Genomic DNA, 18,040 nt, shown 5'->3' with positions numbered 1-18,040 from the left:
CATAAAAAGAAAGTCGGGGATGATCATGCCTTCGCGTATCATGGGTGTTGCACTGGGGTTGTGGGCCGCACTGGCGCCGCCGCTGGCCGTTGCCGGTTATGTGGAAACGCCCGCAGGGCAGGCCTTTGTCGACGAGATGGTCCGTCAGCATGGATTTGACCGGAGTAAGCTGGAGATCTGGCTGTCCGGCGCCCAGCGCCAGTCATCGATTATCGAGGCCATCAGTCACCCCGCTGAACATACCCTGGAATGGCGTGAATACCGGCGTATCTTTATCAAGCCGGCTCGTATCGAGAAGGGGCATGCGTTCCTGCAGGCGCACGCGGATACCTTTGCCCGTGCCGAGCAGGAATTGGGCGTGTCACGCTATATCGTGGCGGCCATTATCGGTGTGGAGACCCAGTACGGCGAATACGCCGGCAATTATCGGGTGCTGGATGCACTGACGACGCTGGCGTTCGATTATCCGCCGCGCTCGACCTTCTTCCGCAAACAGTTGGGCGAATTTTTTCTGATGGCCCGGGAACAGGAGCTGGATCCGACAGTCCTAAAGGGCTCGTATGCCGGCGCCATGGGGTTTGGCCAGTTCATCCCCAGCAGCTACCGGGAGTTTGCCATCGATTTCGATCATGACGGACGGGCCGATATCGTCAATAATCCGGTCGATGCCATCGGCAGCGTGGCCAACTATTTTGCCCGTCACGGCTGGCAGGCCGGAGGACCGGTGGCGGAGCAGGTGACTGCTACGGATTACCCGCCGTCCCTGTTTACCGAGGGATTGGCACCGAAGCTGACGGTTGCGGATTACAAGGCGGCCGGCCTGGTGCCGAAAGCGGCGGCCTCCCCGGAGACCCGGGCACGCCTGATGCGGGTGCAGGCTGAGGAAGGTCAAGAAGATTGGCTGACCTATCCCAACTTTTACGTCATCACCCGCTACAATCACAGTCAGCTGTATGCGATGGCCGTTCTGGCCCTGTCGCAGGCTTTGGCACAGCACCCGGACAAGGCGAGAGGTTAGCGGTGTCTTTCTGGACGATGGCGAAAAGGCGCATGCCATGGACAACTGGAAAATCCGGACTGGCGTTGCTGGTGGCGTTGGCCACCGGCCTGCTGGCCGGGTGCGCGTCGAGCCCTGAGGTTTCGCCTTCCGGCTCCTCATCGCGCTACAGCATCAGCCAGGACCGCGCGCCGGCGGAAGATTACGATGTCAGCGACCTGGAGAATGCCAAGCCGCGCTATGAGCCGCCCAGCCGCTACGGCAACAAGTCGCCCTATACCGTCTGGGGTAAGCGCTATACGGTACTGGCGGATGCCAGCGACTACGTGGAGCGGGGCACCGCAAGCTGGTACGGCGAGAAGTTTCACGGCCACAAGACGTCCAATGGCGAGACGTTCGACATGTACAAGATGACGGCGGCCCACAGGAGCCTGCCGTTGCCCAGCTACGCCCGCGTGACCAACCTGGATAACGGGCGCAGCGTGATCGTGCGGGTGAACGATCGGGGGCCGTTCCACAGCTCCCGGATTATCGACCTGTCCTATGCGGCGGCGAAGAAGCTGGGTTACCAGAAGCGGGGCACCGCCCATGTGGAAGTGGCCGCGATTACCGTGACGCCGGATGGTAGTATGTCCGTCGCCGGGGAAGCGGCGCCCTCGCGGCAATCGGCGCCGGCAACGTCCGACGCCAAGGAGGGTATTTTCGTCCAGGTGGCTTCCTTCACGCAGGTGGAGTCGGCCGAACAGCTGTCCCAGCGCCTGCGTGACGTGACCAGTGCCCCGGTGCGGGTCTACGCCGCCGGCAACTATCACCGGGTGCAGGTTGGCCCGTTCGCGCAGCGCGGGCAGGCCGAACAGGAAAGTAAACTGATTCAACAGGGCGGATTGGGTCGCCCGATCGTGGTAACCGATCCCCTGTAGCGGGGCCCGCACCGGAGCCGTCCGGTATGGCCCGGAAGCCGCTGTCTGGTTCGCCGGCTTGAGGTCGGCTGTTGCTGTACCGACGGATGGAACTTCCGAATCGCGTGATACCCGAACCGGTATCGTCAACTGATGTAACTGCTGAATGGATCCATGGCTAATAATACGGTATTCAAAACATTTTTCCGCGCGCTGATCATCCTGTTCACCTGGGTCTCGGTGGCCGCTGCCCAGTCCCAGCCTTCGCTGATCCCGTCGCCACCGCAGATTGCGGCCACATCCTACGTCCTGATGGATGCGGCCAGTGGCCACATCATCGTGCAGGGCAACAGCGACGAGCGTCTGCCGCCGGCGAGTCTGACCAAGATGATGACGGCCTACATCGTCGAGCGCGAACTGTCGGAAGGCCGGATCTCTATGTCCGACGAGGTGCCGATCAGTGTGCATGCCTGGCGCACCGGCGGCTCCCGGATGTTCGTCAAGGAAGGGTCCAGGGTAACGGTCAAAAACCTGCTGCATGGCCTGATCATCCAGTCCGGCAATGACGCCAGCGTGGCGCTCGCCGAGTACGTGGCGGGCAGCGAGGGGGCTTTTGCCGACATCATGAACCAGCAGGCGCAGATCCTGGGCATGAAGAATACGCACTTCATGAATGCGACCGGTTTGCCCCATGACGATCATTATTCGTCGGCGCACGACCTGGCGCTGCTGGCACGGGCCATCATCAACGATTACCCGGATAACTATTCGATCTATTCGCAGAAGTACTTCACCTACAACGACATCCGCCAGCCGAACCGCAACTCGCTGCTGTGGCGCGATCCGTCTGTCGACGGTCTCAAAACCGGTCACACCGAGGCGGCCGGATACTGCCTGGTGGCTTCCGCCAAGCGTGACGACATGCGACTGATCGGTGTCGTGATGGGCACCAAGAGCGAGAATGCGCGGGCCCAGGAAGTGCAGAAGCTGCTGAACTACGGCTTCCGCTATTACGAGACCCATTCCCTGTTCAAGGCCGGGCAGCCGCTGAAGGACGCCACCGTCTGGGGCGGCAAGAAGGAATCGATCCAGGTGGGGCTGGCCAACGATGCGATCGTCACCATTCCCCGTGGCACCAAGGACTCACTGGAATCCGTCATGGACATCGACAGCGTGATCAAGGCGCCGGTCAAGGCGGGGCAGGAACTGGGTCAGGTCCGGGTCACCCTGAACGGCCAGGAAGTGCTCAAGCGTCCGGTCGTTGCCCTGGAAGCGGTGGACGAAGGCGGCTTCTTTAAACGGATCTGGGATGCGATCAAACTGTTCTTCGTGCAGTTGTTCAACTGATCGATGACCGCGAGGGAGACATCATGAGCGAGCCGCAGCCGCCCAGAATCGAATTTCCGTGCGATTACGTCATCAAGGTGATCGGCAACGCCGCCCCCGATTTCCGCGATTTTGTCGTGGAGGTGGTGGAGCGCCATGCGCCAGGCATCGATGAAACCGATATCACGATCAGCGACAGTCGGCAGGGACGCTTCAGTTCCGTGCAGATCAGGATCGTGGCCACCGGCGAGCCGCAGCTCAAGGCCCTGTTCGAGGAGCTGAAGGCCAGCGGTCGCGTTCACATGGTTCTTTAAGCGGAATTCCGACGTGTCCAAGACCTCTTCCGACCGCACCGTTATCGTCCGTCATCTCGGTCTCCAGCCCTATCTGGAGACCTGGGAGGCGATGAAGAACTTTACCGCCTCCCGCGGGGCGGAGACGGCGGACGAGCTCTGGTGCCTGCAGCACCCCAAGGTGTTCACCCAGGGGCAGGCCGGTAAGGCCGAACACCTGTTGGCACCGGGGGATATTCCGGTGGTCCAGGTGGATCGCGGTGGCCAGGTAACCTATCACGGGCCTGGCCAGTTGGTGGTGTACCTGATGATTGACCTGCACCGGGCCCGTTTCGGTGTGCGTGAGTTGGTGACCGGTATCGAGGAAAGCATCGTCGCGGTGCTGGCCGACCTGGGTGTCGAGGCCGCCCCGCGTGCGGATGCGCCGGGCGTCTATACCCAGGGCACCAAGATCGCGTCGCTGGGGCTGCGCATCCGGCGTGGCTGCTCCTTCCACGGTCTGGCCCTGAACGTCGATATGGACCTGGAGCCGTTCCATCGCATCAATCCCTGTGGACTGGCCGGCATGGCCATGACCCAGGTGGTTGACCATGCGCCAGCGGCAACGTTCGACGAGGTCCAGGCGGCGTTGGTCGAGCGCCTGGTTGAGCGTCTCGACCTCGGGGCGGTTCGTCTGGAGCGTGAACTGCCGTCCGTTCAGGCCGTGTCCTGACTCGGGATCTCCCCGCTACAAACCCGATTCCGCCCCGATGCCTTGGCGGTATAGAGTGCCTCGTCCGCCCGTTGTAGCAGCCGGCTTGGGGGTTCCACCCCGTGGATGCCGGCAACGCCTGCACTGATGGTGGCGCGAATAACCTGGCCATCGAAGGTGACCGGAGACGCCGCAATGGTCTGGCGTATCCGCTCTGCGATCCGCATGGCCTCGTTGATCCCGGTTTCCGGCAGGATCGCCAGGAATTCCTCCCCGCCCCAACGCGAGACGATGTCGATCCGGCGACACCCATCTTTCAGCTTATCTGCAACCTTGATAATCAGCTTGTCGCCGGTCTGGTGGCCGTAGTTGTCGTTCACGCCCTTGAACAGGTCGATATCCAGCAGGATGACCGAGAAGGGCTTGCCGTTACGCAGATAGCGCTGGTATTCGCCTTCCAGGCGGATCAGGCCCTCGCGGCGGTTGGTCAGGCCGGTCATGGTGTCGTGCTTGGCCGCGTACTCATACTCGCCGGCCAGGGTCAGCAGGCTGGCCTTGCTGCGGCGCCGGCTCAGGTCGAGGATGTAGCAGGAGATCATTTCAAACGCCAGCACATTGATCATCATCAAACGGAAGCTGTCGCTGTAGGGCGTCCCGAACAGGCGATCGCCCAGGGGAGAAAACAGGCCGATCAGGGCCGTCAGGCCAAATGCGCAGGTCAGGACGCCGACCCGGAGCGTACTGATATAGAAAATGATCGGGGGATAGGCAAACAGCCAGATGATGGCGGACCCGTCCTCCAGGGCCGCCGTTGCCACATAGATGAACAGTGCCGCGATGATGATGATAAAGGTGCGCCGGTGCAGGGTTTCCTGCCGGAGGATCAGGTACACCAGGCCGTTGAGCAGCAGCAGGACGCCGACGATGGTGAGGGTGGCCATGACCAGGCTGTCACCCCGATCCGCGGCCCGGAAGGCAAAGAAAACCAGGACCGGCAAGGCGCCCACGCTCAGCCAGTTGATCAGCCGGGGAACCGGTATTTCACCCCGGGTATGATTGGCCACGGGGGCTGACGGCCAATAGGACTTGGATGAGTTGGGCATCATTGATAGCGTTGTATTTATTGTTGGTACTTTTCGAGCATAGCGCCAAGGTCAGTAGCGCTCTGTTTTAAAACGTAAACATGACGTCTGCGACAGCGTATCGTCGTTCATTCTGGTTAATCAGTGATCACTACACGGCAAAGCTGCAGGGAATCCATTGGCTCCGGAAACCGGGCTGGCGCGGCAGGTCGGTGACCAGGGACGGGTTGGGCTCACGTATAATCGCTAGAACCACCTTTTGAAGGGCAGCCGGAATCCGGGTAAGCGGATATCGGGTTGCAGCATTCACCAGCTTCTGGATCCCTTGATGACTTCCAAAAAATCCCGCACGTCAGTCTCCCGCATCAAGACCGGCAGCTTCGAACGCCGGCTCAGCCTGACCCGCGCCGGGCTGTTTGCCGGTACCCGCATGGCCACGCACATGGCCACGAACCTGTTCAGCAGTCGGGAAAAGCGTGAGGAGCGGCACCGCAAGATGCTCTCCAGCCAGGCCCGCTACCTGGTGGACGAGTTGGGCAAGCTCAAGGGTAGCGTGGTGAAGATCGGTCAGGTTATGGCGCTCTATGGCGAGCACTTCCTGCCGGAAGAGGTGACCGAGGCCTTGCATACCCTCGAGGACCAGACCACCTCGCTGGCCTGGCCGTCCATCGAGAAAGTGCTGGCCAAGGAGTTGGGCAGCGATCGCCTGGCGCAACTGGACGTCGACCCTGAACCCATCGGGTCGGCGTCGCTGGGGCAGGTGCACCGGGCCGTGCGCCGCAGCGACGGCCTGGAGATCGTGCTCAAGGTGCAGTATCCGGGCGTTGATACCGCGGTGGACAGCGACCTGAATGCGGTGGCCCAGATCCTCAAGGTCGGGCGCTTCGTCTCCATGGGGCCGGAATTCAACGAGTGGCTCGAAGAAGTCCGCACCATGATGCACCGGGAGGTGGACTACGCCCTGGAAGCGCGGACCACCGAGCATTTCCGCAAGATGCTGGAGGGCGACGACCGCTTCGTCGTTCCCCGGATTCTGCCAGAGTACTCGACCCGCCACGTGATGGCATCAACCTACGAATCGGGCTGGCCGGTCAGCTCCGAGAAGGTGGCGTCCCTGTCCCTGGAGCGGCGCAGTGCGCTGGGGCGGGCGGCCCTGGAACTGTTCTTCCGCGAGTTGTTCGAGTGGGGCGAGATCCAGACCGACCCCAACTTCGGCAACTATCGTATCCGCATTGCCGAGGAAGCCGGCACCGACAACGACCAGATCGTGTTGCTGGACTTCGGGGCCGTGCAGCAGTATCCGGAGAGTTTCCTGGAACCGGTGCAGGAGATGATCCGGGCGTCCTATGAGCAGGACCTGGAACAGGTGATCGAGGGCGGTACCAAGCTGCATTTCATGAACGAAACCTGGCCGGAGGATGTGTTGCGCCGGTTTGGCGAGGTCTGTATGTCGGTATTGGAGCCGCTGGCTCCCGCCAACAGCGACTGGCCCGACTACGCCGTCAACGAGCAGGGACAGTACCGCTGGAAGCAGAGTGACTTGCCCTCGCGGGTGGCCCGCCAGGCGGCACGCTCGGCCATCAGCCGCTATTTCCGGATACCGCCCAAGGAGTTCGTCTTCCTGAATCGCAAACTGATCGGCGTCTATACCTTCATCGCCGTGTTGCGCGCGGAATTCAACGGCGAGGACCTGCTGCGGGGGTATCTCTACAAAAACGACGGGACGGCCGGCACAGCGACGGGTGACTGACCCCGCCGTTCGTTCAGGTTGCCTCCAGCACCAGCCACAACACCAACGCGTAGCGGATTCCCTTGCCGATGGCGACCAGCACGATGAAGTTGAGCCAGGGGACCCGCATGATGCCGCCGATCACCGTCAATGCATCGCCGCCAATAGGCAGCCATGCCATCAGCAGTGACCACTGACCAAACCGGTTGAAGCGATCCTGGGCCATCCTTAACTGCCTTTCACTGACCGGGAACCAGCGCTTGTGACGAAAACGCTCCACCTGCCGGCCGATCCAGCCGTTGACCATCGATCCCAGCGTGTTACCCAGCGTTGCGAACAACCACAGCCACCACAACGAATAGCCCTGCGCCACCATCCCGCCGAGGAGGAGCTCGGAGTAGGCCGGTAGCAGGGTCGCCGCAGCGAAGGCCGTGAAAAACAGGGACAGGTACGCCAAATCGTCTCCCGTCTGATTACACAGTGTAGTGGTGGGTTTGTTGGCCGGTCACTATGGTTATCAAGAATTCGTCGGCCATGCCGATAGCTTATCTTGTCAGCCGCAGGAAGTCTGAGACAAGGAGCCGGGCGTGACGGCAATGACACATACAAAGACCTGCTGTGTCACCACCGGATCGGGTGTCGCGGCGTCATTCTTTGCCCCGGGAGTTTCATGAAAAAGCTGTCCCTGAAAGTCAAACTCTACGCACTGGTCATCGTGCTGCTGCTCATTATGGGCCTGAGCATGATCATCACCGCGCAGGTATCCCTGTCCAGCATGGAGTCCCGAATCTCCGACGATACCGGTGAGCTGGTGCAGGACATCGTTGTCCAGCGCCTACGCGCGACGGCCGGCCAGTATGGTGAGCTGGTGGCCAGTATCTTCAACCGGACCTACAAGATTCCGGAGACGTTCCGCGAAGTGATTCACCGCAACGTCGAGGGCTCCGACTCGGCCCGCATGAGCCGCCGAGACCTGATGGAAACCGCCGGCGCCATCCTCAAGGGCCAGCCCGAACTCAGTTCCATCTACGCCCAGTTCGAACCTGATGCCTATGACGGCCAGGACCGCTACTTCACCGGCGGTGTCGAAGAGCACAGCAGTGACGAGGGCACGCTGGAGATCTACTACTATCGGGACAAGGACGGCAAGATCCAGTTCAGCCGAGCGGCGGATCCGTCCACCAAGTACGACACTACGAAAAATGAATTCGGCATCCGCCAGTCCGAGTGGTACCTGTGCTCCAAGGAAACCCTCAAGCCCTGCACCATGGAGCCCTATAACTACGAGATCAGCGAAGGCTATTCCGAGTTGATGACCAGCCTGGTCATGCCGATTCTCCACGATGGCAAGTTCGCCGGTGTCGTCGGCGCCGATATCAACCTGTCGACCATCCAGAAAACCCTCAAGCAGGTCAGCCAGAACCTGTACGATGGCGCCGGTCGCGTGACCCTGGTCAGCGAAATGGGATTGATCGCCGGTACCAGCCATTACGATAAATTTCTCGGTCGGCCGCTCAAGGAGGCCCTGCCGGATCGTGCCGCAGCCTACCGCAAGCTGGATCAGGCCGGTGACAATGATGTGTTCGACAACGGCGAGGATATCGCTGTGGCCTATCCGATCCATATCAAGGCGTCGGATACCACCTGGTCGATGATCATCGAGTTGCCCAGGGATGTGGCGCTGGCCGACCTGCGTAAAGTACAGGACGTGCTGTCCGACGAGGTGGGTGCCACGGCGACACGGCAGATGACCGCCGGTATCGTCGTGTCGATCATTTCCCTGGTGTTGCTGGTCATCCTGGTTCGCTCGGTAACGCGACCGCTGGATCGTATCCGTGACCGCATGGCGAACCTGGCCAGTGCCGAAGGCGACCTGACCCAGGAACTGGAGATCGATACCCACGCCGAGCTGATCGCGCTGGCGGACGGCTTCAACGCCTTCCTGGCCAAACTGCGGGGCATGATCAACGATCTCAAGTCGATCAACGGCCGGGTCAACGAGCAATCGGACAGCGTGCGCCGCATCGCCCAGCAAACGGATGAGAATACTTCGCGCCAGCACAGTGAGATCGACAGCGTGGTCACCGCGATGAACGAGATGTCCGCCGCCGCCGGCGAAGTGGCCACGTTCGCCAGCGACGCGGCCGGCAACGCCCGGGAAGCCAGCGAAGGTGTGGAGAATACCCAGCGGACCCTGACCACGGCCGTCAACGGTGTGCAGGAACTGGCTGCCGACATGGAGGAGGCCAGCGGGGCCATCGGTCATGTCGCCAAGCGCAGTGATGACATCAACCGGATCCTGGAAGTGATTCGCGGGATTGCCGAGCAGACCAACCTGCTGGCACTCAACGCGGCGATCGAAGCGGCGCGGGCCGGCGAACAGGGCCGCGGCTTTGCGGTGGTGGCGGATGAGGTGCGGACCCTGGCGTCACGCACCCGCGAGTCAACCGACGAGATCAGCGAGATGATCGAAGGGCTGCAGGGTGAGGTTCAGCAGACGGTGAGCGTCATCCGTGGCGGCGTCGACCGGGCGACCAGTGCGGTCGACCGTACCCGCGAGGCGGACCAGTCCCTGGCTGAAGTGGTCCAGCGTATTGCCACCATCGTCGAGCACGTCACCCAGGTGGCGACGGCCGCCGAGGAGCAGAGTTCGGTCAGCGAGGAAATCAATCGTAACCTGACCAATATCGGTGATGCTGCCAGCGACCTGCGCGAGCTGGCTCAGCGGGTTCGCGGCAACGGCGAGGAACTGGGCGAGCAGGTGATCTCGCTGGAAGAGCAGCTCAACCGCCTGCGGACCTGAGCCTGGACCGGCGGCGGTGTGATACCGGGCGATCGTTCCCGCTCATGCCGCCGCCGGCCGCATACGCACAACCTATGATGGCCATTCAAAGCGCCAAATAGGAAAATGTGCGGCCTTCTGGCAAGCTCTCATCCATTGAATCCGAGGAGGTCGAAGATGGACCGCGTTACCATCTATGGTCGCATGAGTTGCGGTTTTTGCGTCCGTGCCCGCCAGTTGTGCGAAATAAAGGGCTACGATTTTCAGTTCGTGGATATGATTGCCGAAGGCATCAGCAAGGCGGACATCGGGGAAAGGATCGGACGGCCGGTCTACACCGTGCCGCAGATCCTTGTCGGCGATCAGCATATCGGTGGCTTTACCGAGTTTGCCATCTATGTGCAGCAGCGGGAGGCCGCCTCCCTGGCCTGACCGCGAGCGGACGGACAAAAAAAAGCGCCCGGATGACGAGGCGCCTTTTTTGTGCGGCAGGGAAAGCCTCAGATATCGAACGCGGTCCGCAGCTTCTTCTCGGCCAGCACTTTCTGCAGCCTGGCGACTCTGGGCAGGCCATTCTCGAACGGCGGGAAAGCTTCGCCATTGATCAGCGGCGACAGGTATTCACGGCAGTCCTGGGTGATGCCGAAGCCATCGTCAGTGATGAAGTGGATCGGCATCTTCTTCTCCTGGTTTGCCACTTCGCTCAACGGCGCTTCGCCGATGTGCCAGCGATAGGGGGAGGACTGCTCGCGCACGATGGTCGGCATCAGCGCCTGCTTGCCGGCCACGGCCATCTCCACCGCGGCCTTGCCCACGGCGTAGGCCTGTTCCACGTCGGTGGCGGAGGCAATGTGGCGCGCCGCGCGCTGCAGGTAATCGGCAACCGCCCAGTGATACTTGTAGCCCAGGGCCTGCTTGGTCATGTTGGCCAGTGCCGGCGCCACGCCGCCCAACTGGGTATGGCCGAAGGCGTCCTTGCTGCCGGCGTCGGCGAGGAAGCGGCCGTCTTCATACTGGGCGCCTTCAGAAGCGACGACCACGCAGTAGCCGTAATTTTCCACGCAGTGTTCGACCCGCTTGAGGAACGCATCGCGGTCGAACGGGATTTCCGGGAACAGGATGATGTGCGGCGGCGCGCCTTCGCCCTGGCCGGCCAGACCCCCGGCTGCGGCAATCCAGCCGGCGTGGCGGCCCATGACTTCCAGGATGAAGACCTTGGTGGAGGATTCGCACATGGACTGGATGTCCAGGCTGGCTTCCAGGGTGGAGGTGGCGATGTACTTGGCCACCGAGCCGAAGCCCGGGCAGCAGTCGGTGAACGGCAGGTCGTTGTCGACGGTCTTGGGGACACCGATGCAGGTAATCGGGTAGCCCATGCGCTCGGCCAGCTGGGACACCTTGAACGCGGTGTCCTGGGAATCGCCGCCGCCGTTGTAGAAGAAGTAGCCGATGTTGTGGGCCTGGAACACTTCGATCAGGCGCTCGTACTCGCGCTTGTTCTCGCTGAAGTTCTTCAGCTTGTAGCGACAGGAGCCGAAGGCACCGCCCGGTGTATACATCAGCGCGGCGATCGCCTCGTCGCTTTCCTCGTTGGTATCGATCAGTTCTTCCCGAAGGGCCCCGATAATACCGTTGCGGCCGGCGTAGACCGTGCCGATCGCTTCCGGGTGCTTGCGGGCGGTCTCAATCACACCACAGGCACTGGCGTTGATCACGGCGGTGACACCGCCAGACTGGGCGTAAAACGCGTTCTTGATGGCCATGGTTCCTGGCGCCTCCTGCAGATTGGTCACTTCGCGCGAATCATACGTTAATCTCGGGTACATTTCATGACGGTCTTGTAGGATCCGGCAACGGCAAATCGGCAGGATGATTCCTTTCGGGAGCCTGCCCGCTTGACGCCGCCGCAGCGATACAGGACGCTTCAGTCTTTGAGTCAACGGTCGTCGATGGCCGAACGGAAACAGGACCAACATGCATATCCACATCCTCGGTATCTGCGGGACCTTCATGGGCAGTCTCGCGGTACTTGCCCGGGAGGCCGGGCACAAGGTGACCGGCTCCGACCAGGGCGTTTACCCGCCCATGAGCACCCAGCTTGAAGCCCAGGGCATCAAGCTGATGGAGGGCTACTGCGCCGATAACCTCAAGCCGGCGCCGGACCTGGTGCTGATCGGCAACGCCATGTCCCGCGGCAACCTGGAAGTCGAGGCCGTGCTCAACCGCGGCATCGACTACATGTCCGGCCCGGAGTGGCTGACCCGGGAGGTGCTGCGCAAGCGCTGGGTGTTGGCGGTGGCCGGCACCCATGGCAAGACCACGACCACCTCCATGCTGTTGTGGATACTGGAGCAGGCGGGTTTCGAGCCGGGCTACCTGGTGGGCGGGGTGCCCAGGGATTTCAGCGTCTCCGCGCGTCTGGGTAGCAGCGATTTCTTCGTGATCGAGGCGGATGAGTACGACAGCGCCTTCTTCGACAAGCGCTCCAAGTTCGTCCATTACCGGCCCCGTACGCTGATTCTCAATAACCTGGAGTTCGACCACGCGGACATCTTCGACAACGTGGAAGCCATCGAACGCCAGTTTCACCACTTGGTGCGGACCGTGCCGTCCAACGGCCTGATCGTCCGCCCGGCGCGGGACGTGCACCTGGATGCGGCCCTGGACATGGGCTGCTGGAGCGGCCTGCAGACCACCTCGGTGGCCGGCGAGGTGGACCAGGCCAACTGGCGTGCCGAACTGCTGGCGGACGACGGCAGCCGCTTCATGGTGGTTCACCATGATCAGCCGGTGGCCACGGTGAGCTGGCAGCAGACCGGGCTGCACAACGTCCGCAACGCGCTGGCGGCGATTGCGGCCGCCCGTCATGTGGGCGTTACGCCGGATCATGCCATTGCCGCGTTGAACCGTTTTTCCGGCGTCAAACGGCGCATGGAATTGCTGGCGGACGTGAAGGGCGTCCGGGTCTACGATGATTTTGCCCATCACCCCACGGCGATTGCCACGACTTTGGACGGGTTGCGTAAAAAGGTCGGAGACGAGCCCATCATCGCCTTGATCGAGCCGCGCTCGAACACCATGCAGCAGGGTGTGCATCGGGAGACCCTGTTGCCCAGCAGCGAGCAGGCGGACCGGGTGATCTGGGCTAACCTCAGTGACATGGACTGGCTGAAATCGCTGGTGCCGGCGGACGATCCCCGGCACAGCACCGCCACCACCGTCGAGGGGCTGATCGGCCAGGTGTTGGACGACCTGCCGGTCCCCTGCCATATCGTGGTGATGAGCAACGGCGGCTTTGGTGGTATTCACGGCAAGCTGATCGCAAGACTGGAGCAGACTTTTGACTGAAGGCAAGCCCACGCATTCCGCGGCGAAACGACCCACTGTTAACCTGGCCCTGACCGGCGCCTCCGGGGCCCGGTACGGCCTGCGACTGTTGCAGTGCCTGCTGGCGGCGGGATGCCGCGTGCACTTCATGATCAGCAAGGCCGCCCAGGTCGTGGTGGCGACGGAAACGGAGCTGTCATTGCCGGGCAGCCCGGACGCCATGCAGGCGTTCCTTGCTGAGCGTTATGGCGCTGAGGCCGATCAGTTACTGGTGTTTGGCCGCGAGGACTGGTTTGCGCCGCCGGCATCCGGATCCGGCAGCCGCGCCCCGCTGGTGATCTGCCCATGCAGCACCGGCACCCTGTCGGCGTTGGCCACCGGTGCCAGCAACAACCTGATCGAACGGGCCGGCGACGTGGCGCTCAAGGAGCGGCGCCCGCTGATCCTGGTGCCACGCGAAGCCCCGTATTCCGAGATTCACCTGGACAACATGCTGCGCCTGACGCGTATGGGCGCGGTGATCATGCCGGCCAGCCCCGGCTTCTATCACCACCCCGAATCCGTGGCGGACATGGTGGACTTCATCGTCGCGCGTATCCTCGATCACCTGGACCTGCCGCAGGACCTGATGCCCCGCTGGGGCGCGGAACGCGTGTCCCGGAAGCTCGCCGGTCCATCGAAGCCACCGGCCGACTGAAAACCAAGCAGGAACCGCACTTTATGAGCATCGACTGGCAAACCACTCCCGCTGCCATCTGGCGTCGCCATCGCAATGCCCTGCGCGCCGTGAAACAGATCGACCCGGTGCGCCTTGACCAGTTGCTGGAAGTGGACCGGCAGAAACAGCAGCTCGTTACCAACACCGAGCGTTTCCTGCGTGGCCAGCCGGCCAACAATGCGCTGCTCTGGGGCGCACGGGGGACGGGTAAGTCCTCGCTGATCAAGGCGATCCTCAATACCTATTTCGACCAGGGACTGCGGATTGTGGAAGTGGATCGGGACGACCTGCTGTACCTGCCGGAAATCGTCGATGACCTGCGTGACCTGGATTACCGTTTCATCATTTTCTCCGACGACCTGTCGTTTGAGAGGGGCGAGGGCACCTATAAGGCCCTGAAGAGTGTAATGGAGGGCTCCATCGAGAGTCCGCCGGAGAACATCAAGGTCTATGCCACCTCCAACCGCCGGCACCTGATGCCAGAGTACATGAAGGACAATCAACAGGCGGAAGTCGTCGACGGCGAGCTTCACCCTGGGGAGGCCATCGAGGAGCAGGTCTCGTTGTCCGACCGATTTGGTCTCTGGCTGTCGTTCTATCCCTTCAACCAGGAGGCGTACCTGCATGTGGTGGATGCGCTGTTCCCGCAGGTGGAAGACCGGGAGGAACTGCACAGGCTGGCCATCCGTTTTGCGCTGGGCAAGGGGGGGCGCAGCGGTCGCGCGGCGCAGCATTTCTACAACGCCTACTCGGACTATTTCGGCTGACTCGACCGGCTTTCCCTGTTCTTCCCTGACGCGGCGCCTTCGGGCGCCGCGGTCGTTTTCGCCAACCGGATTGATGCTTTTCACCATTGTGGGATCCGGCCCGCCGCCGGAGACTGGAAACCTCTGACACCACACGATTGGCGCGCCCGCTGCCCGGCAGCGGGCGCCCGGAACAAAAACGCAGAGGTTACCCATGATTCCACGCACCCTGTTCGATGCCGATCTCGAAGGCTTCCGGGATTCCGTTCGCAAGTTCCTCCAGCAGGAAGCGGTGCCGCACCACGCCCAGTGGGAAAAGGACGGCCAGGTCAGCCGGGACATCTGGCGCAAGGCCGGTGAACTGGGCTTCCTGTGCCCCTGTTTGCCGGAGGAATACGGCGGCGTCGGCGCCGACTTCCGCTACAGCGCGGTGATCATGGAGGAAATCGTGCGGGCCTCCACATCCGGCCTGGGCTGGGCGCTGCATTCGGACATCGTGGCGCCGTACATCCTCAACTACGGCACCGGGGAGCAGAAGCAGAAATACCTGCCCAAACTGGCCACCGGCGAGATGATCGGTGCCATCGCCATGACCGAGCCCGGTGCGGGGTCCGATCTGCAGGGCGTGAAAACCAGCGCCGTCCGGGAGGGCGATCACTACCTCCTTAACGGCTCCAAGACCTTCATCACCAATGGCCAGATGGCGGATCTGGTGATTGTCGTTGCCAAGACCGATCCCAGGGAGGGCGCCAAGGGCACCAGCCTACTTTTGGTCGAAACCGCCTGGGAAGGCTTCGAGCGGGGCCAGAATCTGGAGAAGGTGGGGCTCAAGGCCCAGGACACCTCGGAACTGTTCTTCCAGGACGTGAAGGTGCCGGTGGCCAACCTGCTGGGCAGCCATGAAGGGCAGGGTTTCATGCAGTTGATGCAGGAGCTGCCGGCCGAGCGCCTGCAGGTCGCATTGACCGCCGTGGCGGCCGCGGAGGCTGCCTGGGACTGGACGCGGGATTACGTGAAGGAGCGCAAGGCCTTCGGTAAGCCGATCCTCGGCTTCCAGAACACCCGCTTCAAGATGGCGGAGATGAAGGCGGACATCACCGCCGCCCGGGTTTTTGTGGATCGCTGCCTGGAACTGCATCTTGAGAAGAAGCTGGACGTGCCGACCGCGGCCATGCTCAAGCAGTGGACCACAGACCTGCAGTGCCGGGTGATGGATGAGTGCGTGCAGTTGCACGGCGGCTACGGCTATATGTGGGAATACCCCATCGCCCGCGCCTGGGCGGATTCACGGGTGCAGCGGATCTATGCCGGCACCAACGAAATCATGAAGGAGATCGTTGCCCGCTCAATCTGATGCCCGACCTCGCCCGGCCGGTTTTCGTGCTGCCGGGCCTTTCGCGTCCCTGTATCCCCGCCGGTTACCCAAATTTACAAATTGCCAAGCCTATCAAGGATAGGAATCGGGCCATCGCCTACAGTGGAGCCTCCGACAGCTATAACAAGGATAACGGTTGCTGCCATGATGCGTTCACGACTCTTCCTGACCGGCGCCTGCCTGCTCCTGCTTACAGCCTGTGGTGACGGCGAACTGCAGGACTCACCGGTCGACGGCCGCGACACGGACGGGCTCTACGAACCCGCATCGCAGGACGTCAGCGGGCGCGTGATCGACGGCTACCTCGACAAGGCGCGCATCTGGCTCGACCTGGATGGCGACTACCAGTATGACGGCGGCAGCGTCGACGTGACGGTCGGTACCAACCCGGAACGGACGATCACGCTCGCGGGCGGTGAGCCCACGACGATCACGGGCGAGGGTGGAGCCTACACGCTGGATCTCTCGGCCTTGCAGCTGGACGCCACCGAGGCGGCCGACCTGGACTGGCGCGACTATCCGCTGGTGGTCACGGTCATCCCCGGGGTGACGGAAGAGGAAACGGATGACGGCAACGTCGTGCAGCAGGACGCCTACCTGATGTCGGCGCCGCCCGGTGTGCGCTTCGTGTCGCCGCTGACCACCCTGATTGATGCGCGGCGCTTCCTGGTGGCAGGCGATCTGGATGTGACGACGGACCTGGGGCAGCGGCTGTCAGGCATCAACCTCACCGGCGACTATATCCGGGCCGGCGATGCACGTGCCCATGCCTACGCCCGCGCCATGGCCCGGTTCCTGGCCGCCCAGTTCCCCGACGACATGGAATCGGGGCTGGTCAGTTCCGACGGCAAGGTGGCGCCGTTCCCGACCGAGGCGCTGCGCATCATGCGGCTGAGCTACAACGGCTATGCCGATGACGTGGTCCGGGCGGTGGATGAGGCGGTGGGCAGCGGCGGCCTGTACGACAACGTGGATGTGGCGGCGGTGGATATCCCGCAGGTGCCTCTGGACCTGGACAACCCGGTGCTGCTGCAATCTGTGACCGTCAGCGCGCCGGAACAGGGCGGCACAGCCAGCGAGAGCGCCCTGGAGGACAACGGCAGCATCGCCGCCGAGCTGACGTTCCATTACAGCGAGGATGGCGTGCTGCAGCGCATCGATGCCGATGGCTGCATGACCCCGTCGCTGACGGAAATCACGCGCCTGGCCAGGGTGCATGGCCGGGTCGCGGAGCTCAATGCCCAGGGGCTGGACGGGTTCTATCTCGATTACCAGACCAGCCGGCCCTACTGGCAGGATGATGACGTCAACGAGCGCCTGGTGTTCGACTGGGAAAACGGCCGGGCGTCGTTCTACTCGGCGACCACCTGTCACGGCACGGCACCATCCAGCGCCTTGGGGGATACGCCGCAACAGGTCTACACATGGGCCTACAATGGGCAGGGCGTTCTCCAGGCGGTTACCTCAAACGGCAGCGGCGTGACGCCGGTGGCCGATGGCCATGCGGTGGACCCGGCGTATTCCTACACCTCGTCCGGGCTGGGAGGCCAGGCGATGACGCTCGGGGGCGATGTGGTCCCCTGCCTGGATGCCATTTCGCAGGACAACATGGACGCCGCACGCGTGGTCTCGGCCCAGCAGAACTACCACTATACGGGTGATCCGACCGGCATGGCGGATGGGGTGGTGCCGGCCAACGGCGACGTCACCGGTTTGAAACTGGACTGGGACGTGCGCGACGGGCGCCAGCAACTCCTACGTCGCATCTTCTTCGATGCAGCCATCGACACCGGGTCGTTGCTGCAGTGGGCGTATGACGGTGTGCGGGATGAGGCGTTCATCGACGCGGACCAGAACGGCCTGGTGCGTCAGGCGCGGCTGGCCCGATATCAGGATTCCGGTGCCTGGACCTGCGGCGGGCTGCATTCCGGGCTGGTGAGCTACGAGCTATACGGTATCGTCGGTTACCAGTACATCCGCCTTTCCGACTATCTGGCCGACACGCTCTAGAGAGCCGGCCCTGGGCCTGCCGGCCCGGCATCCTGGGAAGTCGAAAGAGGGAAGAAAAAATTTCG

General features: G+C 62.5%; 16 protein-coding genes. 13 read left to right on the top strand and 3 right to left on the bottom strand.

Translation table 11 applies throughout. The features are described from left to right. Window positions 1-25 precede the first annotated feature (25 nt). From mltB to lipB, 5 genes are all read left to right on the top strand, one after another. Window positions 26-1,018 (top strand): lytic murein transglycosylase B, encoded by a 993-nt coding sequence (mltB, locus tag EZI54_RS09700; protein ID WP_242674405.1) that lies wholly within the window; start codon window positions 26-28, stop codon window positions 1,016-1,018. A 32-nt stretch (window positions 1,019-1,050) separates the two neighbouring features. Then, window positions 1,051-1,917, top strand: coding sequence for a septal ring lytic transglycosylase RlpA family protein (locus EZI54_RS09695; RefSeq protein WP_131481421.1), 867 nt, complete (start codon window positions 1,051-1,053; stop codon window positions 1,915-1,917). Between the two features lie 153 nt (window positions 1,918-2,070). Continuing rightward, window positions 2,071-3,243: a D-alanyl-D-alanine carboxypeptidase family protein gene (locus EZI54_RS09690; protein WP_131481419.1), complete on the top strand. Its 1,173-nt coding sequence runs from the start codon at window positions 2,071-2,073 to the stop codon at window positions 3,241-3,243. 23 nt (window positions 3,244-3,266) lie between these two features. After that, a complete protein-coding gene (locus EZI54_RS09685) occupies window positions 3,267-3,536 on the top strand; it encodes an HP0495 family protein (protein WP_131481417.1) in 270 nt (89 codons plus the stop codon). Between the two features lie 91 nt (window positions 3,537-3,627). Next, a complete protein-coding gene (lipB, locus tag EZI54_RS09680) occupies window positions 3,628-4,227 on the top strand; it encodes a lipoyl(octanoyl) transferase LipB (protein ID WP_242674409.1) in 600 nt (199 codons plus the stop codon). Here lipB and EZI54_RS09675 read toward each other — a convergent pair. Then, a complete protein-coding gene (locus tag EZI54_RS09675) occupies window positions 4,212-5,270 on the bottom strand; it encodes a GGDEF domain-containing protein (RefSeq protein WP_242674404.1) in 1,059 nt (352 codons plus the stop codon). The two genes, lipB and EZI54_RS09675, sit on opposite strands and share 16 nt — an antisense overlap. Window positions 5,271-5,616: 346 nt before the next feature. On the opposite strand from EZI54_RS09675, the gene EZI54_RS09670 reads away from it, so the two are divergent. Continuing rightward, a complete protein-coding gene (locus EZI54_RS09670) occupies window positions 5,617-7,038 on the top strand; it encodes an ABC1 kinase family protein (protein WP_131481411.1) in 1,422 nt (473 codons plus the stop codon). Between the two features lie 13 nt (window positions 7,039-7,051). On the opposite strand, the gene EZI54_RS09665 is transcribed toward EZI54_RS09670, so the two are convergent. After that, window positions 7,052-7,474, bottom strand: coding sequence for a YqaA family protein (locus EZI54_RS09665; protein WP_131481409.1), 423 nt, complete (start codon window positions 7,472-7,474; stop codon window positions 7,052-7,054). A 213-nt stretch (window positions 7,475-7,687) separates the two neighbouring features. On the opposite strand from EZI54_RS09665, the gene EZI54_RS09660 reads away from it, so the two are divergent. Further along, a complete protein-coding gene (locus EZI54_RS09660; protein WP_131481407.1) occupies window positions 7,688-9,820 on the top strand; it encodes a methyl-accepting chemotaxis protein in 2,133 nt (710 codons plus the stop codon). Window positions 9,821-9,976: 156 nt separating this feature from the next. Then, a complete protein-coding gene (locus EZI54_RS09655) occupies window positions 9,977-10,231 on the top strand; it encodes a GrxA family glutaredoxin (RefSeq protein ID WP_131481405.1) in 255 nt (84 codons plus the stop codon). A 68-nt stretch (window positions 10,232-10,299) separates the two neighbouring features. Here EZI54_RS09655 and EZI54_RS09650 read toward each other — a convergent pair whose 3' ends face one another. Beyond that, a complete protein-coding gene (locus tag EZI54_RS09650) occupies window positions 10,300-11,562 on the bottom strand; it encodes a 6-phosphofructokinase (protein ID WP_131481403.1) in 1,263 nt (420 codons plus the stop codon). A 211-nt stretch (window positions 11,563-11,773) separates the two neighbouring features. On the opposite strand from EZI54_RS09650, the gene mpl reads away from it, so the two are divergent. The 5 genes from mpl (at window position 11,774) to EZI54_RS09625 (ending at window position 17,975) form a co-directional block, all read left to right on the top strand. After that, window positions 11,774-13,147 carry a UDP-N-acetylmuramate:L-alanyl-gamma-D-glutamyl-meso-diaminopimelate ligase gene (gene mpl / locus EZI54_RS09645; protein ID WP_131481401.1) on the top strand — a complete coding sequence of 458 codons (1,374 nt, stop codon included), beginning with the start codon at window positions 11,774-11,776 and terminating at the stop codon, window positions 13,145-13,147. Continuing rightward, window positions 13,140-13,823 carry a flavin prenyltransferase UbiX gene (locus EZI54_RS09640; RefSeq protein ID WP_131481399.1) on the top strand — a complete coding sequence of 228 codons (684 nt, stop codon included), beginning with the start codon at window positions 13,140-13,142 and terminating at the stop codon, window positions 13,821-13,823. The genes mpl and EZI54_RS09640 overlap by 8 nt, the downstream gene beginning before the upstream one ends. 23 nt (window positions 13,824-13,846) lie before the next feature. After that, window positions 13,847-14,611, top strand: a complete 765-nt coding sequence (locus EZI54_RS09635) for an ATP-binding protein (RefSeq protein WP_131481397.1) — start codon at window positions 13,847-13,849, stop codon at window positions 14,609-14,611. A 193-nt stretch (window positions 14,612-14,804) separates the two neighbouring features. After that, the gene (locus EZI54_RS09630) at window positions 14,805-15,944 is read left to right on the top strand and encodes an acyl-CoA dehydrogenase family protein (protein ID WP_131481395.1); all 1,140 of its coding nucleotides are present in this window, start codon (window positions 14,805-14,807) and stop codon (window positions 15,942-15,944) included. Window positions 15,945-16,109: 165 nt separating this feature from the next. Further along, entirely contained in the window at window positions 16,110-17,975 is a 1,866-nt protein-coding gene (locus EZI54_RS09625; RefSeq protein WP_131481393.1) for a hypothetical protein, read from the top strand. Window positions 17,976-18,040 lie beyond the last annotated feature (65 nt).

The organism is Marinobacter halodurans (assembly GCF_004327985.1).
In the GTDB taxonomy this organism is placed as follows: Bacteria; Pseudomonadota; Gammaproteobacteria; order Pseudomonadales; family Oleiphilaceae; genus Marinobacter_A; species Marinobacter_A halodurans.
This window is presented reverse-complemented; position numbering and strand designations above follow the sequence as displayed.

What these genes read in the sequence shown, in the direction of transcription:
- EZI54_RS09655 (WP_131481405.1), top strand. Translation starts at nt 9,977, where the DNA reads ATGGACCGCGTTACCATCTATGGTCGCATGAGTTGCGGTTTTTGCGTC.
- EZI54_RS09695 (WP_131481421.1), top strand. Translation starts at nt 1,051, where the DNA reads ATGCCATGGACAACTGGAAAATCCGGACTGGCGTTGCTGGTGGCGTTG.
- mltB (WP_242674405.1), top strand. Translation starts at nt 26, where the DNA reads ATGCCTTCGCGTATCATGGGTGTTGCACTGGGGTTGTGGGCCGCACTG.
- EZI54_RS09630 (WP_131481395.1), top strand. Translation starts at nt 14,805, where the DNA reads ATGATTCCACGCACCCTGTTCGATGCCGATCTCGAAGGCTTCCGGGAT.
- EZI54_RS09625 (WP_131481393.1), top strand. Translation starts at nt 16,110, where the DNA reads ATGATGCGTTCACGACTCTTCCTGACCGGCGCCTGCCTGCTCCTGCTT.
- EZI54_RS09650 (WP_131481403.1), bottom strand. Translation starts at nt 11,562, where the DNA reads ATGGCCATCAAGAACGCGTTTTACGCCCAGTCTGGCGGTGTCACCGCC.
- lipB (WP_242674409.1), top strand. Translation starts at nt 3,628, where the DNA reads ATGAAGAACTTTACCGCCTCCCGCGGGGCGGAGACGGCGGACGAGCTC.
- EZI54_RS09670 (WP_131481411.1), top strand. Translation starts at nt 5,617, where the DNA reads ATGACTTCCAAAAAATCCCGCACGTCAGTCTCCCGCATCAAGACCGGC.
- EZI54_RS09660 (WP_131481407.1), top strand. Translation starts at nt 7,688, where the DNA reads ATGAAAAAGCTGTCCCTGAAAGTCAAACTCTACGCACTGGTCATCGTG.
- EZI54_RS09685 (WP_131481417.1), top strand. Translation starts at nt 3,267, where the DNA reads ATGAGCGAGCCGCAGCCGCCCAGAATCGAATTTCCGTGCGATTACGTC.
- EZI54_RS09635 (WP_131481397.1), top strand. Translation starts at nt 13,847, where the DNA reads ATGAGCATCGACTGGCAAACCACTCCCGCTGCCATCTGGCGTCGCCAT.
- EZI54_RS09690 (WP_131481419.1), top strand. Translation starts at nt 2,071, where the DNA reads ATGGCTAATAATACGGTATTCAAAACATTTTTCCGCGCGCTGATCATC.
- mpl (WP_131481401.1), top strand. Translation starts at nt 11,774, where the DNA reads ATGCATATCCACATCCTCGGTATCTGCGGGACCTTCATGGGCAGTCTC.